The organism is Mesorhizobium sp. M1217 (assembly GCF_040318275.1).
Lineage (GTDB): Bacteria > Pseudomonadota > Alphaproteobacteria > Rhizobiales > Rhizobiaceae > Mesorhizobium.
On sequence record NZ_JAMYMA010000007.1, the window covers coordinates 81,790 to 107,716 of the forward strand.

Annotated in this window: 25 protein-coding genes and 1 other RNA gene; 5 read left to right on the plus strand and 21 right to left on the minus strand. The window is 62.9% G+C overall.

Annotated features, from left to right (window positions below):
* Nucleotides 1-56: 56 nt before the first annotated feature.
* From NKH37_RS14040 to ffs, 11 genes are all read right to left on the minus strand, one after another.
* Nucleotides 57-806, minus strand: a complete 750-nt coding sequence (locus tag NKH37_RS14040; protein ID WP_352483249.1) for an ABC transporter ATP-binding protein — start codon at nucleotides 804-806, stop codon at nucleotides 57-59.
* Entirely contained in the window at nucleotides 803-1,636 is an 834-nt protein-coding gene (locus tag NKH37_RS14045) for an ABC transporter ATP-binding protein (protein ID WP_353041092.1), read from the minus strand. Before NKH37_RS14045 ends, NKH37_RS14040 begins: the two co-directional genes overlap by 4 nt.
* Nucleotides 1,633-2,553 carry a nickel transporter permease gene (gene nikC, locus NKH37_RS14050; protein WP_292653972.1) on the minus strand — a complete coding sequence of 307 codons (921 nt, stop codon included), beginning with the start codon at nucleotides 2,551-2,553 and terminating at the stop codon, nucleotides 1,633-1,635. The genes NKH37_RS14045 and nikC overlap by 4 nt, the downstream gene beginning before the upstream one ends.
* 30 nt (nucleotides 2,554-2,583) lie before the next feature.
* Nucleotides 2,584-3,651: an ABC transporter permease gene (locus tag NKH37_RS14055; RefSeq protein WP_352483252.1), complete on the minus strand. Its 1,068-nt coding sequence runs from the start codon at nucleotides 3,649-3,651 to the stop codon at nucleotides 2,584-2,586.
* Between the two features lie 18 nt (nucleotides 3,652-3,669).
* Complete coding sequence (locus NKH37_RS14060) at nucleotides 3,670-5,313, minus strand: ABC transporter substrate-binding protein (RefSeq protein WP_353005292.1); 1,644 nt, start codon at nucleotides 5,311-5,313, stop codon at nucleotides 3,670-3,672.
* A gap of 201 nt (nucleotides 5,314-5,514) precedes the next feature.
* Complete coding sequence (locus NKH37_RS14065) at nucleotides 5,515-6,792, minus strand: lytic murein transglycosylase (RefSeq protein ID WP_353005293.1); 1,278 nt, start codon at nucleotides 6,790-6,792, stop codon at nucleotides 5,515-5,517.
* A 197-nt stretch (nucleotides 6,793-6,989) separates the two neighbouring features.
* Nucleotides 6,990-7,595, minus strand: a complete 606-nt coding sequence (recR, locus tag NKH37_RS14070; protein ID WP_023719591.1) for a recombination mediator RecR — start codon at nucleotides 7,593-7,595, stop codon at nucleotides 6,990-6,992.
* Nucleotides 7,596-7,977: 382 nt separating this feature from the next.
* Nucleotides 7,978-8,931 carry a cell wall hydrolase gene (locus NKH37_RS14075; protein ID WP_023719592.1) on the minus strand — a complete coding sequence of 318 codons (954 nt, stop codon included), beginning with the start codon at nucleotides 8,929-8,931 and terminating at the stop codon, nucleotides 7,978-7,980.
* A 185-nt stretch (nucleotides 8,932-9,116) separates the two neighbouring features.
* Nucleotides 9,117-9,440 (minus strand): YbaB/EbfC family nucleoid-associated protein, encoded by a 324-nt coding sequence (locus NKH37_RS14080; protein WP_023719593.1) that lies wholly within the window; start codon nucleotides 9,438-9,440, stop codon nucleotides 9,117-9,119.
* A 32-nt stretch (nucleotides 9,441-9,472) separates the two neighbouring features.
* Nucleotides 9,473-11,314 carry a DNA polymerase III subunit gamma/tau gene (locus NKH37_RS14085; protein ID WP_352815777.1) on the minus strand — a complete coding sequence of 614 codons (1,842 nt, stop codon included), beginning with the start codon at nucleotides 11,312-11,314 and terminating at the stop codon, nucleotides 9,473-9,475.
* Nucleotides 11,315-11,418: 104 nt separating this feature from the next.
* Nucleotides 11,419-11,515, minus strand: an RNA gene (ffs, locus tag NKH37_RS14090) — signal recognition particle sRNA small type.
* A 355-nt stretch (nucleotides 11,516-11,870) separates the two neighbouring features.
* Between ffs and NKH37_RS14095 the strand changes: the two genes are divergently transcribed.
* From NKH37_RS14095 to NKH37_RS14105, 3 genes are read left to right on the plus strand one after another with little or no spacing between them, the layout of a single operon-like run.
* Nucleotides 11,871-12,290 (plus strand): HIT family protein, encoded by a 420-nt coding sequence (locus tag NKH37_RS14095; RefSeq protein WP_023676868.1) that lies wholly within the window; start codon nucleotides 11,871-11,873, stop codon nucleotides 12,288-12,290.
* Nucleotides 12,291-12,328: 38 nt separating this feature from the next.
* The gene (nudC, locus tag NKH37_RS14100; RefSeq protein ID WP_352918008.1) at nucleotides 12,329-13,270 is read left to right on the plus strand and encodes an NAD(+) diphosphatase; all 942 of its coding nucleotides are present in this window, start codon (nucleotides 12,329-12,331) and stop codon (nucleotides 13,268-13,270) included.
* 25 nt (nucleotides 13,271-13,295) lie between these two features.
* Nucleotides 13,296-13,598 (plus strand): Dabb family protein, encoded by a 303-nt coding sequence (locus NKH37_RS14105; protein ID WP_352483257.1) that lies wholly within the window; start codon nucleotides 13,296-13,298, stop codon nucleotides 13,596-13,598.
* A gap of 25 nt (nucleotides 13,599-13,623) precedes the next feature.
* Here NKH37_RS14105 and NKH37_RS14110 read toward each other — a convergent pair whose 3' ends face one another.
* The 9 genes from NKH37_RS14110 to NKH37_RS14150 form a co-directional block, all read right to left on the minus strand.
* Nucleotides 13,624-14,565: a 2-hydroxyacid dehydrogenase gene (locus NKH37_RS14110; RefSeq protein ID WP_352493750.1), complete on the minus strand. Its 942-nt coding sequence runs from the start codon at nucleotides 14,563-14,565 to the stop codon at nucleotides 13,624-13,626.
* Nucleotides 14,566-14,660: 95 nt separating this feature from the next.
* Nucleotides 14,661-16,289: an ABC transporter ATP-binding protein gene (locus tag NKH37_RS14115; protein ID WP_352918006.1), complete on the minus strand. Its 1,629-nt coding sequence runs from the start codon at nucleotides 16,287-16,289 to the stop codon at nucleotides 14,661-14,663.
* Entirely contained in the window at nucleotides 16,286-16,540 is a 255-nt protein-coding gene (locus tag NKH37_RS14120) for a hypothetical protein (RefSeq protein ID WP_352918004.1), read from the minus strand. The genes NKH37_RS14115 and NKH37_RS14120 overlap by 4 nt, the downstream gene beginning before the upstream one ends.
* Complete coding sequence (locus NKH37_RS14125; RefSeq protein WP_352493748.1) at nucleotides 16,540-16,773, minus strand: hypothetical protein; 234 nt, start codon at nucleotides 16,771-16,773, stop codon at nucleotides 16,540-16,542. Before NKH37_RS14125 ends, NKH37_RS14120 begins: the two co-directional genes overlap by 1 nt.
* Before the next feature lie 120 nt (nucleotides 16,774-16,893).
* Nucleotides 16,894-18,033 carry an ABC transporter permease gene (locus tag NKH37_RS14130; protein WP_352640535.1) on the minus strand — a complete coding sequence of 380 codons (1,140 nt, stop codon included), beginning with the start codon at nucleotides 18,031-18,033 and terminating at the stop codon, nucleotides 16,894-16,896.
* Nucleotides 18,033-19,127, minus strand: coding sequence for a microcin C ABC transporter permease YejB (locus NKH37_RS14135; protein ID WP_352488119.1), 1,095 nt, complete (start codon nucleotides 19,125-19,127; stop codon nucleotides 18,033-18,035). Before NKH37_RS14135 ends, NKH37_RS14130 begins: the two co-directional genes overlap by 1 nt.
* A 30-nt stretch (nucleotides 19,128-19,157) precedes the next feature.
* A complete protein-coding gene (locus NKH37_RS14140; protein WP_352791800.1) occupies nucleotides 19,158-21,026 on the minus strand; it encodes an extracellular solute-binding protein in 1,869 nt (622 codons plus the stop codon).
* A complete protein-coding gene (locus tag NKH37_RS14145) occupies nucleotides 21,026-22,909 on the minus strand; it encodes an extracellular solute-binding protein (protein ID WP_353041095.1) in 1,884 nt (627 codons plus the stop codon). Before NKH37_RS14145 ends, NKH37_RS14140 begins: the two co-directional genes overlap by 1 nt.
* A 175-nt stretch (nucleotides 22,910-23,084) precedes the next feature.
* On the minus strand, nucleotides 23,085-23,738 hold the full coding sequence (locus NKH37_RS14150) for a c-type cytochrome (RefSeq protein ID WP_352483264.1): 654 nt from the start codon (nucleotides 23,736-23,738) through the stop codon (nucleotides 23,085-23,087).
* 192 nt (nucleotides 23,739-23,930) lie between these two features.
* On the opposite strand from NKH37_RS14150, the gene NKH37_RS14155 reads away from it, so the two are divergent.
* Both NKH37_RS14155 and NKH37_RS14160 read left to right on the plus strand, forming a co-directional pair.
* On the plus strand, nucleotides 23,931-24,659 hold the full coding sequence (locus NKH37_RS14155; RefSeq protein WP_352493745.1) for a 3-deoxy-manno-octulosonate cytidylyltransferase: 729 nt from the start codon (nucleotides 23,931-23,933) through the stop codon (nucleotides 24,657-24,659).
* Between the two features lie 33 nt (nucleotides 24,660-24,692).
* On the plus strand, nucleotides 24,693-25,556 hold the full coding sequence (locus tag NKH37_RS14160) for a prephenate dehydratase (protein ID WP_352548789.1): 864 nt from the start codon (nucleotides 24,693-24,695) through the stop codon (nucleotides 25,554-25,556).
* Nucleotides 25,557-25,563: 7 nt separating this feature from the next.
* Here NKH37_RS14160 and NKH37_RS14165 read toward each other — a convergent pair whose 3' ends face one another.
* Nucleotides 25,564-25,920, minus strand: coding sequence for a hypothetical protein (locus tag NKH37_RS14165; protein ID WP_352548791.1), 357 nt, complete (start codon nucleotides 25,918-25,920; stop codon nucleotides 25,564-25,566).
* Between the last annotated feature and the right edge of the window lie 7 nt (nucleotides 25,921-25,927).

Here is a 25,927-nt window from a genome sequence, read left to right on the forward strand (position 1 = left end):
ACCGCCGCCGGGCGATTGGGCCTGCCGGTCGGCGTCAGCAACCGAACGCCCGTCGCTCATGCCGTCCTGACAAACCCCTCGCTGGCCCTCAGCAAATTGCGCGTATAATCCTTGGTGACACGGCGTTCGACAAGATCGTCCGCCGTCAGATTCTCCATCGCTTCGCCGTTCTGCATCACCATCAGCCGCTCGCACATGTGAGTGATGATAGCGAGGTCGTGGCTGACCATCAGGAAGGTCAGCTTGCGGCGCCGCCGGATCTCCTCCAACAGGTTCAGCACTTCGGCCTGCACCGAAGCGTCGAGCGCCGAGGTGGGTTCGTCGAGCAGCAGGATCGAGGGTTCGAGGATCAGGGCGCGCGCGATCGCGACGCGCTGGCGCTGGCCGCCCGACAATTGATGCGAATAACGGAAGCGGAATCCAGTGCCCAGGCCGACCTCGTCCAGCGCCCGCTGGATGCGCTTTTCACCGTCAGCGAAGCCGTGAATGGCGAGTGGCTCCTGCAGCAGGCGGTCGACGGTCTGGCGTGGGTGCAGCGAGCCGTACGGGTCCTGGAACACCATCTGCACCTCGCGATAAAACGCCTTGTCGCGGCGCGCGCCGAGCGTTTTGCCGTTGACGGTAATGGTGCCTGATGCGGCGGGCGCCAGGCCGGCGATTGCCCTGAGAAGGGTCGACTTGCCTGAGCCGGATTCGCCGACGAGGCCGAACGATTCACCGGATTGCACCTCGAGGCTGACGCCTTTCAGCGCGCGGAAGCGGTCGAACATCACCTCCAGCCTGTCGACGGAAAGGGCTGCCGTCATGCCGCCCACTCCGGCTTGCGGTCGAGTACCGGCAGCGGGTGGCGGTCGGCGCCGATCTTCGGCATGCAGTTGAGCAGGCCGCGCGTATAGGGATGCTGGGCGCGGCCGAGCTCGGAGGCCTTGAGCTGTTCGACGACCTTGCCGGCATACATGACGATGACACGATCGCAGAAGGACGAGACCAGGCGCAGATCGTGCGAGATGAAAATCAGCCCCATGCCGCGCTCGCTGACCAGCCTGTCGAGGATGCCGAGCACGTCGAGCTGCACGGTGACGTCGAGCGCCGAGGTCGGCTCGTCGGCGATCATCATCTCCGGCCCGGCGATCAGCATCATGGCGATCATGGCGCGCTGGCCCATGCCGCCGGAAACCTCATGCGGATGCAGGTCGAAGACACGGGCCGGATCGCGGATCTGCACAGCCTCCAGCATGGCAAGAGCGCGCTCGCGGGCTTCGGCCTTGGAGACCTTCTCATGCGTGCGCAGCGTCTCGACGATCTGGCGGCCGATGCTCATCACCGGGTCCAGCGAATATTTCGGATCCTGCAGGATCATGGCGATACGCTTGCCGCGCAGCGCGCGGCGCTCGCGCGGCGAGGCGGCCAGCAGGTCGATGCCGTCGAAAGCGAGCGTCTTCGCGGTCACCTCGGCCTGCGGCGGGGTGACGCCCATGATGGCGCGGCCGGTCTGCGACTTGCCCGAACCGCTCTCTCCGACGATGCCGAGCCGCTCGCGGCCGAGCGAGAAGGAAACGCCGCGCACCGCCTCGATCAGGCCGGTGCGCGTCGGGAAGGTAACGCGCAGGTCGTCGACGTCGAGAAGCGTGCTCATTGGTCACCGCTTCGGGGATCGAGCGCGTCGCGCAGGCCGTCGCCGAGCAGGTTGAAGCCGAGGCTGACGATGAGGATGGCAAAGCCCGGCGCGCCCGCCACCCACCACTGGTCGAGCACGAAGCGGCGGCCCGATGCGATCATCGCGCCCCATTCCGGCAGCGGCGGCTGCGCGCCGAGACCGAGGAAGCCGAGACCGGCGGCGGTCAGGATGATGCCGGCCATGTCGAGCGTCACCCTGATGATCAGCGAGGAGATGCAGAGCGGCATTATGTGGCGAAGCACGATGCGGAACGGCGAGGCGCCCATCAGCTGCACCGCCTTGATGTAATCGGAATTGCGCACCGTGAGCGTTTCGGCGCGCGCGATGCGGGCATAGGGCGGCCACGAGGTGATGGCGATGGCGAGCACGGCGTTTTCGATGCCGGGGCCGAGCGCGGCGACGAAGGCCAGCGCCAGGATCAGCTTCGGAAAGGCGAGAAAGATGTCGGTGATGCGCATCAGGATCGCATCGGTCCAGCCGCCGGCATAGCCGGCGACGGTGCCGACCAGCAAGCCGATGGGCGCGGCGATGATGGCAACCAGAATGACGACGTACAGTGTCCAGCGCGAGCCGAAGATGATGCGCGAATAGATGTCGCGGCCGAGATCGTCGGTGCCGAACCAGTGCGCGGCACTCGGCGCCAGCAGCCGCGAGCCCTTGAGGTCGCCGAATGTCGGCGAATAGGGCGCCAGCACATCGGCGAAGGCCGCGACCACCAGTAGGGCGATGATGATGAGCAGGCCGGCAAACGCCAGCCGGTTGGCGGAGAAGCGCCGCCAGGCCACGTAGGCGCGGCCGAGCCTTGCCTGCACGCGCGACGCCGGCCGCTCGCTGAGCAGCCAGTCGCGGCGGGTTTGAATCGCTTCCGTGCTCATCCTGCCTTGGTCCTCATCCTGCCTTGGTCCTCATCCTGCCTTGGTCCTGGGATCGAGCACCCGGTAGAGCAGGTCGGAGAATAGATTGATGGCGATGAAGACCGAGCCGATGATGATGGTGCCGCCGAGCACGGCATTCATGTCGGCGTTCTGCAGCGAGTTGGTGATGTAGAGGCCGATGCCCGGCCACGAAAACACCGTCTCGGTCAGCACCGAGCCTTCGAGCAGCCCGGCATACGACAGAGCGATCACCGTAACCATCGGCACCGCGGCGTTGCGCAGCGCGTGACCCCAGATGATGCGCGTTTCCGACAGGCCCTTGGCTCGTGCCGCGACGATATATTCCTGGGTGAGTTCGTTCAGCATGAAGGAGCGCGTCATGCGGCTGATATAGGCGAGCGAGAAATAACCGAGCAGCGAGGCCGGCAGGATGATATGGCGGAAGGCATCGGCAAATACGTCCCACTGCCGCTGCCAGAGTGCATCCAGCAGGTAAAAGCCGGTATTCGGCGTGAAGGTGTATTCGTAGACGACATCGAGGCGGCCGGGAAAGGCGACCCATTGCAGCTTGGCGTAGAACAGCACCAGCGCCAGCAACCCCAGCCAGAAGATCGGCACGGAATAGCCGACAAGGCCGATGATCCGCACGACCTGGTCGATGATGCTGCCGCGCCGCACCGCGGCCAGCACGCCGAGCGGCACGCCGATCACCGAACCGATCAGCGTCCCCAGCGTCGCCAGTTCGAGCGTCGCGGGAAAGGCGCGGCGGATATCGGTCATCACCGGATTGGTGGTCAGCACCGAGGTGCCGAAATTGCCGTTCAAGGCGTTTTTCACATAGATGTAGAACTGCTCGACCAGCGGCAGGTCGAGGCCCATCTCGCGGCGCGTGCGTTCGACGACATTGGCCGGCGCCCGGTCGCCGAGCACCGCCAGAACGGGGTCGATCGGGATGACACGGCCGATGAAGAAGGTCACCGCGAGCAGACCGAGATAGGTCGTTATCGCGATGACCAGGAACCGGGCGATCGATGAGGCCACGGCAACAGCACGGGCGCCGCCGCGCCCTGCCGTCACTTCGCTATCAGCCACACTCATACGGCGCGTCCGCCGGCGTCACTCCTTCGAGACGGGGCCGACGAAGTTGGTGTCGAAGCTCGGGCCGAGCGCAAAACCCTTGAGGTTCTTGCGCAGGCCGGCCACTTCCAGCTGCTGGTGGATGATGACGAACGGGCTGGTATCGAGGATCTTCTTCTCGAGATCCTGGTACATTGCGGCGCGCTTGGCCGCGTCCTTCTCGAGCAGGGCGGCTTCGGTCTGCTTGGTCAGGTCCGGGATGTCCCAGGCGTTGCGCCAGGCCAGCGTCTTGGTCTTGCCTTCATCCGAATTGTCCGGGTTGCTGGCAAAGGTCTGCGCATTGGAATTCGGGTCGAAATAGTCCTGGCCCCACTGGCCGATATAGATGTCGTGGTTTCGGGCGCGGTATTTGGTCAGCGTCTGCTTGCCGTCGCCGGGGATGATCCCCAGCTTGATGCCGGCCTGTCCCAGCGTCTGCTGGATCGATTCGGCCATGCCTGTCTCCGGCTGTCTGCTGCGCACGTCCATGGTGACACTGAAGCCGTCGGCGAGACCCGCCTTGGCAAGCAGTTCCTTGGCCTTGGCGACATCGAATTTGAACGGATTCTCGTCCAACTCGCCGAGCACGCCCTTGGGCAGGAAGGTCTGATGGATCTCGCCGATGCCCTTGAGGATGGTCGAGCTCAATGCATCATAGTCGACAAGATATTTGAAGGCCTGGCGAACCTCGGGCTTGGCGAGGTTCGGATTCTTCTGATTGAGGCTGATGTAAAAGACCGTGCCCTTGGGGGCTGAGGTGGTGGTGAGGTCGGCATTCTTGGCAATCGCGTCGAGGTCGTTCGGCTCGAGATTGCGGGCGACGTCGATATCGCCGGCTTCCAGCGCCAGGCGCTGGCCCGAGCTTTCCTTCATGTTGCGATAGATGACACGGGCAAGCTTGGCCTTCTCGCCGTAGTAATTGTCGTTGCGCTCCATAACAACGGCCTCGTTGGCCCGCCATTCGCGCAACTTGAAGGCGCCGGAGCCGGCATAGCCGGTCTTCAGCCAGGCATTGCCGAAGTCATTGTCCCATTTGTAGTCGGCGCTGGGCGTGACCGCGGCGACATGCTCCTTGACCAGCTTGGCGTCGACGACCGAGGCGACAGTCGCCGACAAGCAGTTCAGCACGAAGCTCGGCGCATAGGCCTTGTCGACGGTGAACTGGAACGTCGTATCATCAACAGCCTTGGCCTTCTCGGTGACGTTGCCGCCATCGATGCCGAACTGGCCGATAATAAAGGCCGGGCTCTTGTCGAGCTTGATCGCGCGCTCGAACGAATAGGCGACGTCCGCCGCCGTGATCGGATTGCCGGAAGCGAATTTGAGGCCGGGCTTGAGCTTGAATGTGTAGGTCAGGCCATCGTCGGAGACGCTCCAGCTTTCCGCGAGATCGCCCTTGACCTTGGAGGTGTCGCTGAGGTCGAGGCGCACCAGAAGATCGTAGGTGTTGCCGGTGATTTCGGCGGTCGACAATTCGAATGCCTCGCCCGGATCCATGGAGATGATGTCGTCGATGGCGAAACCTTCGACCAGCGTGTCGGCGGGCGTGACCGCGAAGGCAGGCGCAGCGGCCAGAAGCAGCGCGGACATGGCCGCGCCCGCGAGCAAGAAGCGGGAGCGTAGAGCAAACTTTTCCATCATCATTTTAACTGTTCCCTGTTATTGTTGACCTGAGTTCCCGGCTCAGGGTTGTGGCATTTTCTTGCCGCGTCGAACGGTGATCCCCGGACCATTGTCTTGGCAATTTTTGTGCAGTTCCGGCTCACCATATCCGGCGGTTTCGAGCGCGGCAACGAGCATTTGCAGAACGGTCGATTGGGCCAGACCGGCGGTGCGAAAACCCGGCTATTTCAGCGCGGTAACCAGGTCGGCGTCGGGAAAGCAGGTAGCGGAACGGCCGTTTCTGGCCTGCCATTTGCCGATCGAGCGGCGCGTCTTGAAGCCGGGCAGGCCGTCGGCGCTGCCGACATCATAACCCTTTGCCTCCAGCGCCCGCTGCAGGGCGGCGATGTCGGAGCGGTAGAGCCCGCCGACCGCGCCCCAATTGCCCGAGAAATTGCTGTCGCCATGGGCGATGCGATCGGCGCCATGGCCGATGAACAGGGCATAGAGATCGCTGGTGTTGTACTGCTTCAGCACGTAGAAATTGGGGGTCACGATGAAGGCCGGGCCGCTGCGCCCGGCCGGCATCAAAAGAAAACCTTCTGCCTTCAGTTCACTCGCCGGGAATGGTTTACCCGACACACGCCTGATACCCATATCAGCCCATTGCGAAATCTTCTTGCCCTGGTCGGGACCTTCGAGCGAGCACGAGACGCTGTCCGGTATCGTCACCTCGAAGCCCCAGCCGCGGCCCCTGACCCAGCCATAATGCACGAGATAATTGGCGATCGACGCCAGTATGTCGGGCCTCGAATTCCAGATGTCGGTGCGGCCGTCGCCATCGAAATCGACGGCATGCTTCAGAAACGACGTCGGCATGAACTGCGGCTGACCGAGCGCACCGGCCCAGGACGATTTTATCGCGCCGACCGGGGCAAGCCCGCGCTCGACGATCTCGAGCGCCGCCAGCAGCTCGGTGCGGAAGAATTCTTTCTTCGTCGACATGAACGCCTTGGTGCCCAGCACCTCGAAGGCGTCGTAGGGCAGCTTTGCCGCACCGAAGCCGCTCTCACGGCCCCAGATCGCCAGCAGCACTTCGCCGGGCACGCCATAGCGCTTCTCGATCGCCGCAAGGGTCCTAGCGTTGGCCGCCTCGCGGGTGCGGCCGCCGGCGGTGACCGCGCGAACTATCTTTTCGGCGAAATAGGCGCCCGGCGAACCGAACTCGGCCTGATGCTGCTTCCGCGGCGTCGTCGCCTTCTCGCCCGGCAGCACCAGGTCGGGCAGCTTGAGGTTCGGCTTGACGCCGTCGAAGGCGGCATCGAAGGTTTTCCTGGAGATGCCTTTGGCATTGGCTTCGGGCCAGAGGTCGTTGCCAAGCCAGGCGCGGAACTGGTCGTCGATTTTTGCCGCGGAGACAGGGGTGGCGAGGAGGAAGGCGGCAAGTGCGGCGAGAAGAAACGCGACGGCTATTTTGTGAAAGCAGCGATCCGTCCCACCCCCCTCTGTCCTGCCGGACATCTCCCCCGCAAGGGGGGAGATTGGCTGTCGCCTCTGCTTCCGCCAATTTTCGACGTTGAAAGATTGGCGGCGAGATTGACGCTGCCGATCTCCCCCCTTGCGGGGGAGATGTCCGGCAGGACAGAGGGGGGTGTGACAGAGTGCCCGCCTTAAAAAATGCGCAGCAGCCATCATCCGCACCCTCCCCGCAACTCGCCTCAAAACGCGGTTCGCGAGCGCAACGCGGCGGCCAGCGTGCCTTCGTCGAGATAGTCGAGTTCGCCGCCGACCGGAACACCATGCGCCAGGCGCGTCACCTTGATGTCGAAGCCGGAAAGCTGGTCGGTGAGGTAGTGCGCGGTGGTCTGGCCCTCGACCGTGGCGTTGACGGCGAGGATCACTTCCTTGACTTCGCCGCCGGCGACGCGATCGACCAGCGAACGGATGTTGAGCTCATCAGGACCAATGCCGTCGAGCGGCGACAGCGTACCGCCGAGCACATGGTAGCGCACGTTCATGGCGGTCGCCCGCTCCAGCGCCCATAGGTCGGCCACGTCCTCGACGACGATGAGCGTGGTGGGGTCGCGACGCGCGTCGGTGCAGATCATGCATGGGTCTGAGGTGTCGACGTTGCCGCAGGTCGAGCAGATGCGCACCTTGTCGACCGCCTCGCCCATGGCGGCGGCGAGCGGCGCCAGCAGCTGTTCCTTCTTCTTGATGAGGTGGAGCGCGGCGCGGCGTGCCGAACGCGGGCCAAGCCCCGGCACCTTGGCCAGCAACTGGATCAGGCGTTCGATCTCGGGACCGGCGATTCGCTTCGACATCGCACCGGTTTAGACCATGATCCCGAAAAGTGGAAACCGGTTTTCGGAAAAGATCATGGTCAAACAAGACGATAGAGCCCCATTCCGATCTATCGGAATGGATCAGGCTCTAGGATTTTTCAACGGGTTTTGGAACACTGCTGAGGCGCGGGATGTTCGATGCGCAAAGAGGCAATCGCTTTAGGTTTGCGCCGCCCCTCATTGCCCTGCCGGGCATTTCTCCCCGTATAGCGGCGGGGAGAAAGGGCTGACCGCAACCTCGGTCCCTTTTTTTGCGACGCCGGAAATTGGCGAAATCCTTGGCAACAGCGTCCTTCTCCCGTCACTATACGGGGAGAAGATGGCGGCAGCCAGATGAGCGGCGGCGCCGACGTTGACCGTCTCAGTTTTCTTCCAGCGGCCGGGTCTGGCCGGCGATCATCGCGCCGATGGCGTCGGTGTTCTCGGGCGTCGCCTCGAACGACATTGTCGGCTCTGCCGGCGCTGCCTCGAAGGAGGTGACAGGCCGTGCGCTCGCGGTCCCACCGAAACGGGCCGCATCGGGCTCCTGCATTGGTTCTTGCAGCGCCACCAGCACCGGCTTCTCCTGGGTGGGCTTCTCTGGGGCCGCCCTCTCCGGGGTCGCCATCCCGGCAGTCACCCTTGTCTGCTTTGCCGGCTGCGATGCGGCGGCGGTCACATAGGTCGCCTTGGCGAATGTCGGCTTGGCGTCGCGCGCCGGCTCGGCCGAGGCGACAAGTATGGCCTGAGCGGCAGGCGCTTGCGGCTTGGCCTGGGCCACGGCGACCACCGGTTCGTCCGGCAGCGGCTGCCAGTTGCGGCCGCGCTTTTCATAGAAGGCATTGCCGCCGGCGACCATGGTGTAGTGCATGTTCTTGTAGGGGAAGCGCAGGCCGGCGGTGTGGAAGTACATCGTGTTCTTCAGCTTGGCTTTGCGCTCGCCCTTGAGCACCGCCGCGGCGGCTTCCTCGACATCGGGCATCGCCTTCGAATTCATCGGCCGCGTCATGACGCCCGGCGCGAATTGGCCGCGCTCGCCAACGACCTGGCAGATGGTGTTGCCATGCTTGCCGGACCGCAGCCGGTTCATCACCACCGTGCCGACCGCAATCATGCCGTCACGGCTCGACCGGTTGGACTCGAAGAACATTGCCCGCTCCAGGCACTCCTTTTCCTTCGGCGTGGAATTGTAGGAGCGCGAGCTCAGGAAACCCGGCGTAATGGCATCGGTCAGGCTGGACATGCCGTGCGAGGCGGTCTGACTGCAAGCAGCCAAAAACAGCGGCGAGATAACGACGCCGAGCCGCAACGGCGTCTTCCATCGGGTAGAGATCAACAGGCGTCCCCTCATTCTGCTGCCAGCCCGCCCCTGGTTGCGGCAAGAATGAGACACTTTCAGGCAAAAAGATGGCTAAAGCGTTATTAAGTGTGGGGAGTTGCCTAATAGACACAGCCGGCGGAAGAGCAAGCACTGGCTGTTGCACTCTTCGGCCACTGTAACGGCATACCGATTGACTAGCCTTAGAAGGGCAGTTTCATTCCCGGCGGGATCGGCAGTCCCGCGGTCAGCGCCTTGGTCTTTTCCTGCATGGTTTGCTCGACCTTGGTCCTGGCGTCGTTGTGGGCAGCGAGAAGCAGATCCTCGAGAATCTCGACCTCGTCCTCCTTGAACAGCGACGGGTCGATCTTCAACGACTTCATCTCGAATTTGCCGGTCAGCGTCACGCTGACCAGGCCGCCGCCGGCCTGTCCGGTGGCTTCCAGCGTGGCGATCTCATCCTGCATGGCCTGGAACTTGGCCTGCATTTCCTTTGCCTTGCCCATCAGGCCGAGAAGATCTTTCATCGCACGGTCCTTTGCAGTTGGTGCCGGTTGTTTCAGGTTTCGTCGTCGTCTGCCGGCGGCTCGACCGGCACTTCGCCCTCGGCCGCATCGGCTTCCGGCGCGTCGGGAATGCGCACGTCGATGATCTTGGCGCCGGGAAAGCGCGCCAGGATGGCGGCGACCGTCGGATCGCTCTTGGCATCGAGGAAGGCATTTTCGCGCTTTGTCGATTCCATCTCGGCCAAGGTCTGGCCGCCCTCTTCCTTCGACAGCGACACCAACCAGTTGCGGCCGGTCCAGGCGCGCAGCTTGGCGGTCAAATCGTTGAGCAGCATCTTCGGCGCATCGTCGGTCAGGCTGACGTCGATACGGCCGGGCTCGATGCGCACCAGGCGCACGCAACGCTTCACCAGCACCTTGAAGGCCATGTCGCGCTGGGCGTCGGCAAGGGCGACAATGTCGGCTAGCGACTTCACCGGCACCGGCGGCGCCTCGACCACCGGCCCCGGCGGAGCAACGAAATTGGTCGGCACCGGCTCGGGCTCGACCAGGCGCATCGACTGCGCGCCGCCATTGGCCGTCGGCATCCGCGTCTGCGCCACGGCACCGGCACCACCGCTTGCAGGCCCATGGCTTGCGGGGCCGGGGCTTGCGGGGCCGGGGCTTGCCGGCGCGCCATTCGCGCGCGGCGCGGAGCCGGGCAGCGAAACGCCGCTCTCCAGCGATCTCAGCGCCTCGTCCAGCGTCGGCAGGTCGGCGGCATGCGCCAACCGGATCAGCACCATCTCGGCGGCGCTGACTGGACGGTTGGAAGTCTGCACCTCGGGAATGCCTTTCAAAAGCATCTGCCATGTCCGCGACAGCACCTTGACCGACAGCGTCCTGGCGAAATCGGCGCCGCGCCGGCGCTCGTCCTCGGACAGCGAGGCGTCGTCGACAGCAGCCGGCACGAAGCGCAGACGGGTGACCAGATGGTTGAACTCGGCAAGGTCGGTCAGCACCGCGGCAGGATCGGCGCCGGTATCGTACTGGGCACGGAATTCGGCAAGCGCGGCGGCGACGTCGCCCTTCATGACATGTTCGAACAGGTCGACGATGCGGGCACGGTCGGCCAGGCCCAGCATGGCGCGGACCGCTTCGGCGCTGACCGCGCCGCCGCCATGGGCGATCGCCTGGTCGAGGATGGACTGCGCGTCACGCATCGAGCCTTCGGCCGCGCGGGCGATCATCGCCAGTGCATCGTCTTCGACTTCGATGCCCTCCAGACCCGCTATCCTCGCAAGGTCGGCCTTGATCATTGCCGCATCGATGCGCCTGAGGTCGAAACGCTGGCAGCGCGACAGGACGGTGATCGGCACCTTGCGGATTTCGGTGGTGGCGAAGATGAACTTGACGTGCGGCGGCGGCTCTTCCAGCGTCTTCAGCAGGCCGTTGAAGGCCTGGTTGGAAAGCATGTGCACTTCGTCGATGATGTAGACCTTGTAGCGCGCCGATACCGGGGCGTAGCGCACGCGTTCGATGATGTCCCTGATGTCGTCGATGCCGGTATGCGAGGCGGCGTCCATCTCGATGACGTCGACATGGCGGCCTTCCATGATCGCCTGGCAATGCTCGCCGAGCACGGCAAGGTCGACGGACGGCTGGTCGACGGTCGATGTTTTGTAGTTCAGGGCCCGCGCGAGTATGCGCGCGGTCGTCGTCTTGCCGACGCCGCGCACGCCGGTCAGCATCCACGCCTGGGCGATGCGGCCGGTGGCAAAGGCATTGGTCAAGGTGCGGACCATCGGCTCCTGGCCGATTAGCTCGGAGAAATTCGACGGTCGGTATTTGCGCGCCAGCACGCGATAGGCGGCAGGCTTGTCCGATTTCCCGGCGTCGTTTCCGGCTTCGCTCATTCGCCCGTTAAGCTCCAAGGGCTGCCACTGGAGGCGGCCGATTCCTGCGCATAGTTTCGCCCGCACGGCTTGGCGCCGTCAATGTCGGGGCAAAAGGCGAAGAGGCGGGAGGCTGGAACAATGACCCGTTCCGGGCTCGTTAGGGCTGCTTCCTTCCGGACCTGACCCGGTTGGCGAGTGGACCGTCCACCACCAACCTCCCGGCCTCCATATCGGCAATCCGGCGATGAAATGCAAGTGCGGATGATAGGACGTGAGCGATGGCGAAAGCTGAAAGCAAAAACCCGCCTCGGCGGGCGGGTCGTTGGCGCGAATAGTCACCATAGCGAGATTAGTAGCATAGCTGCCGGCACAAAGCAAGAACAAAATGTGGCTGCGGTCAAAATTGTCGACCTCGGCGGGGCAGCGCCAACCTGATGCAATGCCTTGGTCCTCGGTTCTTCGCGCACAATCAGCGCCACGACGGCCAATGTTGCTTGCTGCCCCTTGCGGCCCCCCGGTAGCCGCTCTAGCGTCGATAAAGTTCAAAAAACGTCAAAATGCGAGGGAAACGCCGATGCTGCCGGGCCTCAAGGCCGGATTCACGCTTGACGCTCAGCTGGAAGCCGACAGCGAACAGCTGATGTGGCTCGGCCTGTGCGAATTGCGCGTCATGAACGACCGCCGCTGGCCGTGGCTGCTGCTGGTGCCGCAGCGGCCGGGCATCGAGGAAATCCACGACATGACGCCGCTCGACCAGGCGATGCTGACCTTCGAGACCAACATGGTGGCGCTGGCGCTGAAGCGGGTGACCGGCTGCACCAAGATCAACACCGGCGCGCTCGGCAACATCGTGCGGCAGTTGCACGTGCATGTTATCGCGCGCTCGGAAGGCGATCCCGGCTGGCCCGGCCCGGTGTGGGGGCACGGCCTGCGCGAGCCCTACCAGCGCTCCGACCTTCGCAAGTTTGCGGAAAAGATCAAGGCAGCGCTATAAACCTCTCCCGTGTCCACCTTGAACCTTCCCGAGTCCGCATGAGCTTTAGCCTGTTTGACGCGCCCTTGCGCGAGCCGAGCCAGTTCGTCGGCTTCGCCGGCAACATCATCGACCGGCAATCCGAAAACCGCGCCGACGATTCCGTCGAAAAGGCGCTCGCCGATCCGACGACTCGGCTTTTGCTGATGCATGGCGGCCGGCTCTATCTGAAGCTTGCGCAAGACGCATTCGATCCCTGGTTCGGCGTGGCCGAAAGCCGGCCGCTCGAGGCATCGCTCGAAAACGGCGTCCTGCTCGGTTTTTCGGAAAGCGGCCCGGTGCTGGCGGTGCCGGCGGCGGTCGAGCCCGAGCAGCTTCCCGAGACGATCAAGGCGATCGACTATCGCTCGGTCTATATGCAGGGGCTGATCGACGAAGCGGCGGCCGGCGCGCTGGCGCAAGGGGCGGCGCTGCTCGCTTGGCATGCCAGCCATCGCTTCTGCAGCAAATGCGGCACCGAAGCCGAGATGCGGGCCGGCGGCTACAAGCGGCATTGCCCGGCCTGCGGCACAGAGCACTTTCCGCGCACCGACCCGGTGGCGATCATGCTGACGGCAACGCCCGAAAAATGCCTGCTCGGCCGCGGCCGGCATTTCGGGCCCGGCATGTATTCGGCGCTGGCCGGTTTCATCGAGCCGGGCGAGACGATCGAGGCGGCGGTGCGCCGCGAAACGCTGGAGGAAGCCGGCATCCGGCTCGGCCGCGTCGTCTACCACGCCAGCCAGCCCTGGCCGTTTCCCTATTCGCTGATGATCGGCTGCTTCGGCGAACCGCTCAACGACGACATCCACCCCGACCTCAACGAGCTGGAAGACTGCCGCTGGTTCTTTCGCGACGAGGTGCTGTCGATGCTGGCCAGGGAACATCCGGGCGGCCTGGTGACGCCGCCGAAAGGGGCGATCGCCTATAACCTGATCCGCGCCTGGGCCGACAGCGCGTGACACGAAGACATCGCAGGAGCAAAAAATGATCCGTCACACCGTCGTGTTCACGCTAAAACACCCGCCGCACTCGCTTGAGGAAAAAAGGTTCCTCGCCGATGCCAAGAGGATCCTCACGGCGATAAAGGGCGTCACGCATTTCGAGCAGTTGCGGCAGGTCAGCCCCAAGAACGAGTACCGCTTCGGCTTCTCGATGGAGTTCGCCGATCAGCGGGCTTACTCCGGCTACAACGATCATCCCGACCACGTCGCCTTCGTCCGCGACCGCTGGATCCCCGAGGTCGAGGCGTTTATGGAGATCGACTACGTGCCGCTCGGCTGGGGCTGAGACGGGGAAGCGGCGCTCCAAAAAATCAATACCCCGCGTCGCGGTCCACCACATTTTCCAGCGCTTCGCCGCGCTCGAAGGCGTCCATCTGGCGCAGCATGATCGGCGCCAGATGGACCGGATCGGAAGTTGCCGCCGCATGCGGCGTCACGAACACTTTAGGATGGTTCCATAGTGGGCTGGTCTTCGGCAGCGGCTCGACCTCGAACACGTCGAGGCTGGCTTCCTTCAGCGTGCCGTCGTCCAGCGCGCGCAAAATGTCGGCGTCCTTCTGCAGCCTGCCGCGCCCGGCATTGATCAGCACCGAGCCGCCGAGACCGTTGCGCTTGCGTAGCTCCTTCAGCACGCCGTGGTTGACGATGCCGTGCGTCTGCGGCGTCAGCGGCAGAAGCACCACCAGGATGTCGGTAGCGTTGAGGAACGGGATCAGGCCGGCCTCGCCCGCATAAGTCGAGACACCTTGCATCGGCCGATCGCTGCGCGACCAGCCATTGACCGGAAAGCCGAGCGACAACAGCACCGACGCCGCCGCGCGGCCGAGCGTGCCGAGCCCCATAATGCCGACCGAGATGTCGCTGGCCGGCCGCTGCTGCGGTTCGTGCCAGATCTTCTTCTGCTGCTGGGCGCGGTAGAGCATGCCCTGGCGATGGTGGTCGAGCACCCGCCAGACGACGTATTCGGTCATGTACTGGGTCAGGTTGTCGGCCACCACCTTGACGACCGGTACGTCGGGCAAGGTGGGATCGGCGAAGATGTGGTCGACGCCGGCGCCGATCGAGAAGATGGCGCGCAGATTGGGCAGCGACGACAACAGGTTCGGCCGCTGTTTCCACACCACCGCATAGGTGATCGACGGATCGGCGGCGCCATTCGGCTCGAGCACCACTTCGCGCTCCGCCGACAGCAGTTCGCGCCAGCGCAGCGGATGAATACCGGTGAGGGCAAGCAGGATGCGGCCTTTTTCCATTGCGGATTGTTTTTCCTTTTTACCAACAGCGTTCGCGTCCCGACGTGCAAGGGCGCGGCAGCGTTTTGATTTTGTGCATGATCTCTGGCGAAAATCTACTCGCTAACGATGCCGACCGGCGCCGTTTCGATCTTGAAGGCGGCCGAGATCAACGCCTTTGTATAGTCGGTCCGCGGGTTGCCAAAAATCTGTTCGGAAGGTCCGGCTTCGACGATCCTGCCATTGCGCATGACGATGACTTCATTGGCGAGCGCGCGGATAACCCTCAGATCGTGGCTGATGAAGAGATAGGCGAGGTCGTGCTTGGCCTGCAGGCTGCGCAAGAGGTCGACGACCTGCGCCTGCACGCTCATGTCGAGCGCCGAGGTCGGCTCGTCCAGCATGACGAAGCGCGGGTTGAGCACCATGGCGCGCGCGATGGCGACGCGCTGGCGCTGGCCGCCGGAGAATTCGTGCGGATAGCGGTTGCGCGTCGCCGGATCGAGGCCGACTTCCTGCAGCACGTCGACGACACGCTCGTCGCGCTCATCGGGCGACAGTTTCGGCTCGTGGATCTTCAACCCTTCCTCGATGATCTCGGCGACCGACATGCGCGGGCTGAGCGAGCCGAACGGATCCTGGAAGACGATCTGCAGTTCGCGCCGCAGCGGCCGCATTTCGTTGAAGGATAGCTGATCGATGCCGCGTCCGTTGAACTGGATATTCCCGGTCGACGAGATCATCCTGGCCAGCGCCAGGCCGAGCGTCGTCTTGCCTGAGCCGGATTCGCCGACGACGCCAAGCGTCTGACCGGCCCGCACGGTGACGTCGATGCCGTCGACCGCCTTCACATTGTCGACGGTGCGCCGGAAGAAGCCCTTCTTGATCGGAAACCAGACCTTGACGTCGTTGCCGACCATCACTGGCTTGGCGGCCTGGTTGGCCGCCGGCGGCTTGCCCTTCGGCTCGGCGGCAAGCAGATGCCGGGTGTAGGCGTGCTGCGGATTGGCGAATATCTCCTTGGTCGGGCCGGTCTCGACGATCTTGCCCTTGGTCATCACGCAGACCCGGTCGGCGATCTTCCTGACGATGCCGAGATCGTGGGTGATGAACAGCATCGACATGTTCTTGCGGCTTTTCAGGCCGGCGAGCAATTCGAGGATCTGCGCCTGGACGGTGACGTCGAGCGCCGTCGTCGGCTCGTCGGCGATCAACAGTTCAGGCTCGTTGGCCAGCGCCATGGCGATCATGACGCGCTGGCGCTGGCCGCCGGAAAGCTGGTGCGGATAGGCGTCGAGCCGCTTCTCCGGTTCGCGGATGCCGACCTCGTGCAGAAGTTCCAGCGTGCGCGCCTTGGCGGTGCGATCCCCCAGGCCCTGGTGCAATTTCAGCACCTCGACGATCTGCTGCTCGATCGTGTGCAGCGGGTTGAGCGAAGTCATCGGCTCCTGGAAGATCATGGTGATCTTGTTGCCGCGCACACGGCGCAAGTCTCTCTCGTCCGTGGCCAGCAGGTCGGCGCCGAGGAACAGGATCTTTCCCGAGGGGTGGCTGGCGGTCGGATAGGGCAGCAGCTTCAGCACCGACAGCGCGGTGACCGACTTGCCGGAGCCGGATTCGCCGACCAGCGCCACCGTCTCGCCCTTGGCGAGGTCGAAGGAAATATGGTCGACGGCGATCGACTGGTTGCCGCCTTGCGTGAAGGCGACGCTGAGGTCTTGTATGGAAAGGAGAGGGGCGGTCATGGCTCAACTTCCGCGACAACCCTGTCCAAGGCGGAAATTTCCTGTCGCATGATCGAAATTTTGATTGCCATTTGAGGGGGGACGAGACGATTTGGTGCGATAGAATAGGTCTCTTTCAATCTCGTGTCCGCGGTCTGCTTTCTGCCGTCGTTCAGTGAAATGAGCTGAAGCAGTTTTTTTGCAAGCGCATCGTTGTTTTCAAAGGCATAGATGAAAATGTTGGTGTCGACATAAAGCCGGACTGCAGCCATCAATCCTCCCACTCATCGCGGAGGGCACGAACACGCGCGACAGCCTCGTCGAGGCTTGTTCCCGGCGCGTTGGCCTGAGCATTCCGCATGAGTTCAAGCAATTGTTCGCGGCCAAGAGGCCTGTTGGCCTCCTCTTCCACTGTCACTTTGACCGAGGCGCTCGGAGCTGTGCCCCTTCGCAGTTCATCCGGGAGCTTCGATGCCGGGTAGTGTTCAAGGATGACCTTATTCATAACCCTTTCCTTCCCCGACGTGCGGCTTGACGGACTGAACCGACGCCAACACCGTCATGGGTCCGGGTTCGCTCGATATCGGCCGGAATATAACATGCCGAATGCCAGCCCGCATCGCTCTCATCTGAACGTCTTGCGCGGATCGAAAGCGTCGCGGGTGGCCTCGCCGACGAAGACCAGCAGCGACAGCATCAGCGAGATGACGACGAAGCCGGAAATGCCGAGCCATGGCGCGTTGAGATTGCGCTGTGCCTGCTTCAACAACTCGCCGAGCGAGGCGGAGCCGGGCGGCAGGCCGAAGCCGAGATAGTCGAGCGAGGTCAGCGTCGAAATCGAGCCGCTAAGCAGGAAGGGCAAGAAGGTCAGAGTCGCCACCATGGCATTGGGCAGCAGATGCCGGAACATGATGGTGATATTGGACACGCCGAGCGCGCGCGCCGCATTGACATATTCGAAATTGCGGGCGCGCAGGAATTCGGCCCTTACCACGCCGACCAGTGCCACCCAGGAAAACAGCAGCATCAATCCGAGCAGGATGAAGAAGCCGGGCGGCAGGATGGCGGCGACGATCAAGAGCAGATACAGCACCGGGATCGCCGACCAGATCTCGATGAAGCGCTGGAACAGAAGGTCGGTCCAGCCGCCGAAATAGCCCTGCAGAGCGCCGGCCGCCACGCCGATCAGCGCCGAGCCGGCAGTCAGAACCAGGCCGAACAGCACCGAGATCCTGAAGCCGTAGATGACGCGCGCCAGCACGTCGCGGGCCTGGTCATCGGTGCCCAGCCAGTTCCAGTTGCCGACGTTGCAGTTGGGGTCTGCCTCGCCTTTCGGATACTGGTTGCAGCGCGTCTTCTTGTCGTAGAGCCAGGATGGCTTGGTCGGTGCTGCTTCGGGAATAGCGTTGTTGACGGTCTGATAGGAGTAGCGCACCGGCGGCCAGATCATCCAGCCATTGGCGTTGATCTCGTCCTGGATGACCGGGTCGCGGTAGTCGGTGACCGCATAGAAGCCGCCAAACTTCTCCTCGGGATAGGCGACCAGGACCGGAAACAGGATCTCGCCCTTGTAGGAGGCGATGATCGGCTTGTCGTTGGCGATCAGTTCGGAAACCAGCGACAGCACGAACAGGAACAGGAAAATCCACAACGACCAGTAGCCGCGCCGGTTGGACTTGAAGTTCTGCAGGCGGCGCTGGTTGAGCGGCGACAGAAAGGGCCGCGCGATCCGAGGCGGCGCCGTTTCGGCTGTGGCCTGCGCCATCAGACGTCTCTCCGCTCGAAGTCGATGCGCGGATCGACCCAGGTATAGATCAGATCGGACAGCAGCCCGACGAACAGGCCAAGCAGCGAGAAGATGTAGAGATTGGCGAAGACCACCGGATAATCGCGCTGCACCACCGAGTTGAAGCCGAGCAGACCGAGGCCGTCGAGCGAAAAGATGTTCTCGATCAGCAGCGAGCCGGTGAAGAAGGCCGAGATGAAGGCGCCGGGAAAACCGGCGATGACGATCAGCATGGCGTTGCGGAAGACGTGGCCGTAGAGCACCTGCCGCTCCGACAGGCCCTTGGCGCGGGCGGTGACGACATATTGCTTGCGGATTTCCTCGAGGAAGGAATTCTTGGTCAAAAGCGTCGTCGTGGCGAAGGCCGACAATACCAGCGCGGTCAGCGGCAAGGTCATATGCCAGAAATAGTCGACGATCCGCGCCGGCCACGACAGCTGGTCCCAATTGTCGGAGGTGATGCCGCGCAGCGGAAACCAGTCCCAGAACGAGCCGCCGGCAAACAGCACCATCAGCAATATGCCGAACAGGAAGCCTGGAATGGCGTAACCGACGATGACGACGCCGCTGGTCCAGACGTCGAAGGTGGAGCCGTCCTTGACCGCCTTGCGGATGCCGAGCGGGATCGAAATCAGATAGGACAAAAGCGTGATCCACAGCCCGATCGAGATCGACACCGGCATCTTTTCCAGGATCAAGTCGAGCACCGAAATGTCGCGGAAGTAGCTGTCGCCGAAATCGAAGCGGAGATAGTTCCACAGCATCATGCCAAAGCGCTCGAGCGGCGGCTTGTCGAAGCCGAACTGCTTCTCCAGCTTCTTGATGAATTCCGGATCGAGCCCTTGCGCGCCGCGGTATTTCGAGCCGACGTCGCCGGCCACATCGAAATTGGCGCCGCCGGCATCACCGCCGCCGCCACCGAGGCGATCGCTGCCGCCCTGGTTGGTCAGCCTGGCGATGACCTGCTCGACCGGCCCGCCAGGCGCGAACTGGATGACGGCGAAGGACACCGCCATGATGCCGAACAAGGTCGGGATCATCAGCAGGATGCGGCGCAGTATATAGGCGCCCATCAGGCTCTCTGCCTCGCTTGTGGGAAAATCTCAGGCTTTGCCAATCTTTGCCGCCTTGTCTTTGTCGAACCACCACGACGTCTCGACCGGAAAGTCGTAATCCGGCTTTTGAGCGGGAATGCCGAACATGTCCCAGAACGCCGCTCGGTGATTCGCCAGGTCATATGTTGGAATCCAGTCTAGCCGTGCGCGCAAGGCCCGATCGAGCGCCTTGAGCGCGGTGACGAGCTCGATCCGGCTCTGTGCCTTGCCGGCTGCCTCGATCAGCGCGTCGATGGCTTTGCTTTCCGTACCCGGATAGTTGCGCATCCCCGGCGTCTTCGCCATCCGCGAATCGTAGAGTATCTCGAGGCCGTCGGCGGTGGGCGTCGCCCCGATCGACCATCGGAGAAGGTTGAAATCGAAATCATAGTTGCTTTGCCGCGCTTCGAATTGCGTCGAATCGACCTGCCGGATCGAAGCATCGATGCCAATCGCCTTCATATTCTCGGACCACGGGGCGAAGATGCGAACGAGGCCCTCGTCCTCGGCGAGCATTTCCACCTGCAGTCGCTCGCCTTTGTCGTTGACGACGAATTTGCCCGCTCGCTTCCAGCCGGCTTCGGCAAGCAATCTCGACGCTTCGCGCAGCAGCTTGCGGTCATGGCCAGAACCGTCGGAGACAGGTTGTATCACCGGTTCGCCGAAGGTCTCCGGCGGCAACTCGGCTCGAAACGGCTCCAGCAGTTTCAATTCCTGGGGCGAGGGCAGGCCCTCGGCCTTGTAATCCGATCGTTCGAAGTTCGATTGCGAGCGATCGTAGGAGCCGAAAAACAGCACCCGTTTGGTCCATTCGAAGTCGAAGCAATAGGCGATTGCGCGTCTCACGCGTATGTCGCGGAATTGCGGCCGGCGCTGGTTCAGCGCGACAGCCTGCATGGATGGCGATTTCTCGCCGGGAAATTCCCGTTTGACCACCCTGCCGTCCTTCAGCGCAGGAAAGTCGTAACCGGTCGCCCATACCCGCGCGGTACCTTCCTCGCGAAAATGCGTGTCGCCTTTCTTGAACGCTTCAAACGCTGCCTGGCGGTCAAGATAAAAATCGATACGGATGCGGTCGAAATTATTAAGCCCGCGGTTCACGGCCAGATCGCGGCCCCAATAGTCGGCGACGCGTTCATATTCGACAGTCTGCCCGGCCACCACCCGTCCCACCCTGTATGGTCCGGAGCTAAGCGGTGGGGTTAACGTCGAGGCGTCGAAATCATTGGCGGTGTAGAAGGCCTTCGACACGATCGGCATAACGGCGATCGCGAGGATATTCTGCGCGGACTGTTTGCCGTTGAAGGTGAGATTGACCGTAAGCGGATCGATTGCGACCGCATCCGTCATATGCCGCAGCGCTTGGGAAAGGTTCGGATGCCCCCGGTCCTTGTAGAGATTCAAGGCGAAGGCAATGTCTTCGGCGGTCAGCGGCGAGCCATCGTGGAAGCGCGCTTGTGGCCGCATGCTGAAGCGGTAGCCGTTGCGGTCCTGCGACAAGGTAACGGATTCGGCAAGCAGACCGTAGACCGCATCCGGCTCATCGACTGCCCTCGCCATCAGCGTATCGAAACAGAGCTCGGTGCGCGGCGGCGAATCCCCCTTCAGCACCAGCGAGTTCAACGTGTTGAAAGTAAGAAAGCTCTGATTGAGGGTAGCGTTCGGCGGGGCGAAATTCATCCGGCCGCCCTTGGGCGCGTCCGGATTGACATAGTCGAAATGCGCGAAATCCGGTCCGTATTTGAGATCGCCGAAGGCCGACAGGCCGTGCAGTTTCACGCCGGTTGGGATCGCGGCGAAAGCCCGCCCGGGCAGCAGCGCTGCGGCCGCGGCTGCACCGCCAAGGGCGAGGAAGTCGCGACGGGGCAGCGCCGCCATCAATTGCCACTCTTGTATTTTGCCGCCAGCGCCTTTTCCTTGACCGGATCGACCCACCAGGAATCCGTGTCCACGCCTAAATAGGCAGGCTGCTTTTCAGGCATGCCGAACTTGTTCCAGTAGGCCAGCCAGACCACGGGCCTGTGCCATTGCGGCACGACATAGTAATTCCACAACAGCACCCGGTCGAGCGCATGGGTGGCAGCAACCAGATCGTCGCGGTCGGTGGCGTAGATAACGCGGTCGACCAGCGCGTCGACAATCGGATCCTTAATGCCCATCAGATTGCGTGAGCCAGGTGCGTCGGCGGCTTTTGAACTCCAGAAGTCGCGTTGCTCGTTGCCGGGCGAATCCGACTGTGGGAAGATCCCCGTCACCATGTCGAAGTCGAAGCTACGGGTGCGGTTCACATATTGACTGGGGTCAACAATGCGAAGTGCGGCATCAATACCGATCTTTCGCAAATTATCGACGTAGGGATTTGCGATGACTTCGTCTGTCGGGTCCCGTCCCAGGATCTCCAGCTTGAATTGCTGGCCCGTTTGGGCATTGACCATTTTGCCGCCCTTGATGACCCAACCAGCCTTGGCGAACAGGTCGACCGCGGACTTCAGGTATTTACGCTCCGCCTGCGGCGTGTCGTGGACCGGCAGTTTGAATTCCTCGGTGAACACTTCAGGCGGCAGCTTGTCACGATATTGCTCGAGAATCTCCAGCTCCTTGCCTTTCGGCAGGCCGCTGGACGCCAGGTTGGTGCCCTGGAAATAGCTGCTCGTGCGGGTGTTAAGACCGAAGAACAGCGTACGATTCATGCTTTCGAAATCGAGCACGTCGGTCAACGCCTCGCGTATGCGTCGATCCTGAAACTGCGGACGTCGCAGATTAAGCGCGAAACCCTGCATCGGCTCGGGCGACTCGGTCTTGAACTCCCTCTTGATGACGTCGCCTTGCTTGATCGCGGGAAAGTTATACGCCGTCGACCAGCGTCTGGAGCTGTTTTCCGCGTTGATGTCCTCAAGCCCACCCTTGGTGAATGCCTGCCAAGCCGCATTCTCATCGAGGATGTAGGTGTACCGCTTCGTGTCGAAATTCTCTCGGCCGATCTTCACCGGCAACTTGGCGGCCCAATAGTCAGGCACGCGCTGCCATACAATTTCCGAACCTGGCTTGAAGCTGGCGATCTTGTAAGCGGCCGAACCCAGCGGCGGCTCCAGCGTCGGCCGGGTGACGTCGCGCTTCTTGCCGTTGGCGTCAGTGCCATCCCACCAGTGCTTGGGCAGTACGACGAGGTCGCCGAGAATCTTGGGCAGTTCGCGATTGCCCTTCTGGCTGAAATGGAACTCGACCTCACGATCGGAGATTGCGACCGCATCGGTAACGTTCTCGAAATAACGGCTGTATTGCGGGCTGTTGGCCTTTAGCACCTGGAACGACCAGATCACGTCGTCGACGGTGATCGGCTGGCCGTCATGCCACTTCGCCCGCGGATCGAGCCGGTAGGTCGCCGAGGAATAATCGGCCGGATATTTATAGGCTTCAGCGACCAGCGAATGGCTGGTGCTGCCTTCGTCGGTCGCCTGCTCCATTAGCGTGTCGTAGAGCAGACCGCCGCCAAAAGGGACGAAGCCAGCGGCGGCAGAACCCTGGACGATGTAGGGATTGAAGCTGTCAAACGTGCCGGGCGCCACCGAATTCAGCGTGCCGCCCTTGGGTGCATCCGGATTGATGTAATCGTAGTGCTGGAAGTTGTCGCCATATTTGGATTCGCCGATCAGCGACGAGGTCGTGCGCCATTCGTCCGCGAGGGCCGCCTGCAGGCCGCCGGCAAAAGCAGCCAGCATAAGCACCGATTTCAGAAGCGTCCGCGCTCGGCCAACCGTCATGCGTTCTCCTCTTCGCGATATATAGCGCCGTCACCATAGCGTCTGGGCCCAATCTAGATCATTTGGCGGCGCTGAAAACCGCAACGGAGCGGCTTTGTCGTCGCATATGCATTTTTCCTAACGAAAAAGCCGGGCTGAACCCGGCTTTTTCAAGGATTATGTCATTACAGTTTTGTTATTTTGCGGGTGCAGCCGGAGCGGCTGGCGCCGCGCCTTCTGCCGGCTTGGCAGGGGCTGCACCTTCGGCCGGCTTGGCGGGCGCGTTTTCGGCCGAGGCGCCGGGCGCCGGCAGCGGCTTCGGATTGTCCGACAGCGTGCGCAGATAGGCGATGACGTTGGCGCGGTCCTCATCCTTCGGCAGGCCGGCGAAGCCCATCGCCGTGCCCTTCACGAACTTCTTCGGCGAGGTGATGAAGTGGTTGAGGTTGTCGTAGGTCCACTTCTCGCTGCCGCCCTTGGAGAACTCCTTCATGCCGGCAGAATAGGCAAAGCCCTCATGCTCGGCGACCGGACGGTCGATGATGTCCCACAAATCGGGGCCTACCTTGTTGGGGCCGCCCTTTTCGCCGGAATGACAGGCCTGGCATTTCTTGAAGACGGCGGCGCCCGCTTCGGCGTTGGCGGTGGTCAGCAGCTCGGCGATCGGCTTGGCCTCCGCGGCGGGAGCGGCCGGGCCGCCTTCGGCAGGCTCGGTCGCCTCGATGGCAAAGCCGGGCTTTTCCGGCGCCGGCGAGGCAAACAGCGCGTCGGACACGATGCCAACGGAAAAGACAATGAACACCGTGCCGAGGAAAGCGGCGAGCAGCTTGTTGACTTCGTTGGAATCCATACGCCCCAGGCTCCCTTTTCCGGCGGACCGATCCGTCCACTCCGTCCGTCGGTATCGTGAACCACCCTGCGAGGCGGTCAAATCGCGCGGAAACTAGGTCTTTTGCTCCGGCGTTGCAACACCTATAAGGGCGCTGCCAGTGAGACCTTTTGCCACTTTTGTCCTCCTCTTTTTCGAGCCCCTGCCCGCCTCATGTCCACCCTCATCCTGATCCCGGCCCGCATGGCCTCGACCCGCCTGCCGGGCAAGCCGCTGGCCAACATCGCCGGCACTCCGATGATCGTCCACGTCGCCCGCCGTGCTGCCGAGGCCGGGCTCGGCCGGGTCGTCGTCGCCACCGATACGCAAGGCGTTGCGGAGGCGGTGCGCGCGCATGGTTTCGAGGCGGTGATGACGCGGGCGGACCACGAAACCGGCTCCGACCGCATCTTCGAAGCGCTGACCATTCTCGACCCTGGCAACAGCGTCGAGACCATCGTCAATGTGCAGGGCGATCTGCCGACCATCGAGCCCCTTGTTATCGGCGCCGCGCTGAAGCCTTTCGAGAACGCAGCGGTCGACATCGCCACGCTCTGCGTCGAGATCGTCCGCGACGAGGAAAAGACCAATCCGAACGTCGTCAAGCTGGTCGGCTCGCCACTCTCGGCGACGCGGCTCAGGGCGCTCTATTTCACCCGCGCCACCGCCCCCTGGGGCGAAGGCCCGCTCTACCATCATATCGGCCTCTATGCCTATCGCCGCGCCGCACTCGAACGCTTCGTTGCGTTGAGGCCGTCGCCGCTGGAGCGCCGCGAGCGGCTGGAGCAGTTGCGGGCGCTCGAGGCCGGCATGCGCATTGATGCGGAGATCGTGCAGTCGGTGCCGCTTGGCGTCGATACGCCGGACGATCTCGAACGCGCCAGGGCACTCCTTTCCAACTAAGAAATTCTTCCCCCAATTCCCGAGACTCTGCGCATGCCTGAAAAGACCAACAAAATATCCTTCCAGGGCGAGCCGGGCGCCAATTCCGACACCGCCTGCCGCAACATGTTCCCGTCGATGGAGCCGTTGCCGTGCCCGACCTTCGAGGACGCCTTCAACGCCGTCGAGACCGGCAAGGCCGATCTGGCGATGATCCCGATCGAAAACACCATTGCTGGCCGCGTCGCCGACATCCATCACCTCTTGCCGGAATCGAAGCTGCACATCATCGGCGAATATTTCCTGCCGATCCACTTCCAGCTGATGGTGCTGCCCGGCGTCAGGCGCGACGAGATCAGGACCGTGCACAGCCACATCCACGCGCTCGGCCAATGCCGCAAATACATCCGCAAGAACGGCTGGAAGGCGACGGTTGCCGGCGACACGGCGGGCGCCGCCAAGATGGTCGCCGCGATGAAGGACCGCACCATGGCCGCGCTGGCGCCGGCGCTGGCCTCGACCCTCTACGGGCTCGACATCATCGAAGAGAATGTCGAGGACACTGACAGCAACGTCACCCGCTTCGTCGTGCTGACAAAGAACAAGCAATGGGCCGAACGTCCCTCCGCCGACGCCAAGATGATGACGACCTTCATCTTCCGCGTCCGCAACGTGCCTGCCGCGCTCTACAAGGCGATGGGCGGCTTCGCCACCAACGGCATCAACATGACCAAGCTGGAAAGCTACCAGCTCGGCGCGTTTACAGCGACGCTGTTCTACGCCGACATAGAGGGCCATCCAGACGATCCGCTGGTGAAGCTGGCACTCGACGAGTTGCGCTTTTTCTCGCGCGAAATGCGCATCCTTGGCGTCTATCCCGCCAGCGCCTCGCGCGAGCAGTGGAAGGTGGCGGACTAGGATCCGGTCAGGTCAGGCCGAGCTTGTTCTGCCTGGCCGGCTTGCCGCATTCGCGGCGGCTGATCGACCGGTTCATGGCGTCGATCTTGCCGCTTGCCTGGTCGGCGTCACGTTTGGCTTTTGAGCGCATGTCCGGCGTGAACGGGCCGAAGCCCGTCGCCGGGTTGGAGAAGGACGGCTTGGCGTCCACCGGCAAATGATATTGCTGCGCCAGGCCGTTTCGTTGCGCCAGCAATTGATCGCAAGGCACCTTGTCATATAGCAGCGAGGACTGGACGTTTTCGTCCTGCCGCTCGGACATCGAATTGCCGACGCAGCCGGCCATCGCCAGGCAAGATGCCAAGACCATCATGTTCCAGCGCATGAACGTG

Excerpts from the sequence above, each read along its gene's own strand:
- nikC (WP_292653972.1), bottom strand. The coding sequence starts at position 2,553 with ATGAGCACGGAAGCGATTCAAACCCGCCGCGACTGGCTGCTCAGCGAG.
- nudC (WP_352918008.1), top strand. The coding sequence starts at position 12,329 with ATGAGCTTTAGCCTGTTTGACGCGCCCTTGCGCGAGCCGAGCCAGTTC.
- NKH37_RS14145 (WP_353041095.1), bottom strand. The coding sequence starts at position 22,909 with ATGACGGTTGGCCGAGCGCGGACGCTTCTGAAATCGGTGCTTATGCTG.
- NKH37_RS14095 (WP_023676868.1), top strand. The coding sequence starts at position 11,871 with ATGCTGCCGGGCCTCAAGGCCGGATTCACGCTTGACGCTCAGCTGGAA.
- NKH37_RS14150 (WP_352483264.1), bottom strand. The coding sequence starts at position 23,738 with ATGGATTCCAACGAAGTCAACAAGCTGCTCGCCGCTTTCCTCGGCACG.
- NKH37_RS14120 (WP_352918004.1), bottom strand. The coding sequence starts at position 16,540 with ATGGCTGCAGTCCGGCTTTATGTCGACACCAACATTTTCATCTATGCC.
- NKH37_RS14135 (WP_352488119.1), bottom strand. The coding sequence starts at position 19,127 with ATGGGCGCCTATATACTGCGCCGCATCCTGCTGATGATCCCGACCTTG.
- NKH37_RS14105 (WP_352483257.1), top strand. The coding sequence starts at position 13,296 with ATGATCCGTCACACCGTCGTGTTCACGCTAAAACACCCGCCGCACTCG.
- NKH37_RS14140 (WP_352791800.1), bottom strand. The coding sequence starts at position 21,026 with ATGGCGGCGCTGCCCCGTCGCGACTTCCTCGCCCTTGGCGGTGCAGCC.
- NKH37_RS14080 (WP_023719593.1), bottom strand. The coding sequence starts at position 9,440 with ATGAAAGATCTTCTCGGCCTGATGGGCAAGGCAAAGGAAATGCAGGCC.
- NKH37_RS14160 (WP_352548789.1), top strand. The coding sequence starts at position 24,693 with ATGCCTGAAAAGACCAACAAAATATCCTTCCAGGGCGAGCCGGGCGCC.
- NKH37_RS14165 (WP_352548791.1), bottom strand. The coding sequence starts at position 25,920 with ATGCGCTGGAACATGATGGTCTTGGCATCTTGCCTGGCGATGGCCGGC.
- NKH37_RS14155 (WP_352493745.1), top strand. The coding sequence starts at position 23,931 with ATGTCCACCCTCATCCTGATCCCGGCCCGCATGGCCTCGACCCGCCTG.
- NKH37_RS14045 (WP_353041092.1), bottom strand. The coding sequence starts at position 1,636 with ATGAGCACGCTTCTCGACGTCGACGACCTGCGCGTTACCTTCCCGACG.
- NKH37_RS14055 (WP_352483252.1), bottom strand. The coding sequence starts at position 3,651 with ATGAGTGTGGCTGATAGCGAAGTGACGGCAGGGCGCGGCGGCGCCCGT.
- NKH37_RS14110 (WP_352493750.1), bottom strand. The coding sequence starts at position 14,565 with ATGGAAAAAGGCCGCATCCTGCTTGCCCTCACCGGTATTCATCCGCTG.
- NKH37_RS14040 (WP_352483249.1), bottom strand. The coding sequence starts at position 806 with ATGACGGCAGCCCTTTCCGTCGACAGGCTGGAGGTGATGTTCGACCGC.
- NKH37_RS14065 (WP_353005293.1), bottom strand. The coding sequence starts at position 6,792 with ATGTCCGGCAGGACAGAGGGGGGTGGGACGGATCGCTGCTTTCACAAA.
- NKH37_RS14130 (WP_352640535.1), bottom strand. The coding sequence starts at position 18,033 with ATGGCGCAGGCCACAGCCGAAACGGCGCCGCCTCGGATCGCGCGGCCC.
- recR (WP_023719591.1), bottom strand. The coding sequence starts at position 7,595 with ATGTCGAAGCGAATCGCCGGTCCCGAGATCGAACGCCTGATCCAGTTG.
- NKH37_RS14125 (WP_352493748.1), bottom strand. The coding sequence starts at position 16,773 with ATGAATAAGGTCATCCTTGAACACTACCCGGCATCGAAGCTCCCGGAT.
- NKH37_RS14060 (WP_353005292.1), bottom strand. The coding sequence starts at position 5,313 with ATGATGATGGAAAAGTTTGCTCTACGCTCCCGCTTCTTGCTCGCGGGC.
- NKH37_RS14085 (WP_352815777.1), bottom strand. The coding sequence starts at position 11,314 with ATGAGCGAAGCCGGAAACGACGCCGGGAAATCGGACAAGCCTGCCGCC.
- NKH37_RS14115 (WP_352918006.1), bottom strand. The coding sequence starts at position 16,289 with ATGACCGCCCCTCTCCTTTCCATACAAGACCTCAGCGTCGCCTTCACG.